Origin of the sequence: uncultured Campylobacter sp., assembly GCF_938018035.1 — a bacterium.
GTDB lineage: Bacteria > Campylobacterota > Campylobacteria > Campylobacterales > Campylobacteraceae > Campylobacter_B.
Genome location: NZ_CALIJF010000066.1, coordinates 1 through 1,179, shown reverse-complemented (window position 1 = coordinate 1,179; position 1,179 = coordinate 1). Strand labels below are relative to the sequence as shown.

The following is a 1,179-nucleotide window of genomic DNA, read 5'->3' as shown; positions in this document are numbered from 1 at the left end:
TGCTCAAAAGGCGAGATGATGAAAAGCGGCAGATCTTTTAGGCTCTCGCGCCGCAAACTCAGCCTATCTCGCGTCGCTGGCGGCAGGTAGATGCCTAGAATTTCCCAAAGCTTCTTAATCGCCGCGGTCGCGCCAAATCCGCACGAGATCAGATAGTAGCACTCCTCGCAGCCCAGAAGCTCCTTGATTTTGGCTCTTGCGTTTTCGTAGTAATCGCTCGTGATCTCGGCGCTCGCTCCGCCTGCGGAGTGGACGTTGGCGTATGTTGCAAGCACGCGCTCGATCTCCGCTTCTATAGGGCGATACGCAAGCCCCGAGGCGGCAAAATCGAAGTATTTGACCCCCTCTTTTAAGATGATGTTTTCTTTGATCGTTTCAAAATCCAAAGCGCGACTCCAAAATTTTTGCAAATTATATCCAAACTCGCTAAAATTATGCCCGCAAGGAGGGCGAAATTTACGAGTTAAAAGACACTGCGCGAAATTTGGGCGATGCTGATATCGACGCGATTTTGCAGTTTCATTTCGTATTTGACGAGATAGGTTGCATAAGCGGCTACGCGGACGTTTTCGAAGCGATCGAAAATGAAATTTTGCTCTGCTTTGAACATCTCGGCGAGCGCTTTAAATTCGGCGGCGAGTGCGAAGAGCAGATCAAAAAGGCGCTGATGAAATTCGCTAGAAGCGACCGCAAAAAAATAGGAATTTCAAAAATCTTACCGCGATTTACGGCGCAAAAAATCACCGCAGATCTCATAAACGCGAAGTTTTTAATCACCGAAAAATCAAGCGAGCAAAGGGCGCAAAAAGAGCGCAAAAACGACCGCCTCCCGCGCGCGCTGCGCCGCTACCATATCACGGACAAGGTCCATTTTAGCAGCAACTTTGCGAGGTTTTGGTTTAGATTTATCGAGCCGAACCTGCCCGCGCTGCGCCGCGGCGAAATAGGACGCGTGCTAAGCCTAATCAAAGCGGATTTCAACGCCTACGCGGGGCTCGGGTTTGAAATTTTAAGCAAAGAGCTGCTCGCGAAGTATTTAAATTTAGAGATTTCGCAAATTTCAAGCTTTTGGAACAAAGAGGTCGAGATCGACATCTACGCGAAATTTGAAAGCTTTTGCGTCGCGGGCGAGTGCAAATACAAGGAGCGAAAAATTTCAAAAAACGTGCTAAACGAGCT

1 protein-coding gene and 1 pseudogene are annotated in these 1,179 nt (G+C 48.6%); one reads left to right on the top strand and one right to left on the bottom strand.

Annotation, left to right across the window (positions count from 1 at the left end):
- A pseudogene (locus Q0257_RS02080) lies at positions 1-410 on the bottom strand (aminotransferase class V-fold PLP-dependent enzyme); the annotation flags it as partial.
- A 74-nt stretch (positions 411-484) separates the two neighbouring features.
- On the opposite strand from Q0257_RS02080, the gene Q0257_RS02075 reads away from it, so the two are divergent.
- Positions 485-1,179 (top strand): DUF234 domain-containing protein (locus Q0257_RS02075; protein ID WP_298020952.1); only part of this gene is annotated, 695 nt, incomplete at its 3' end.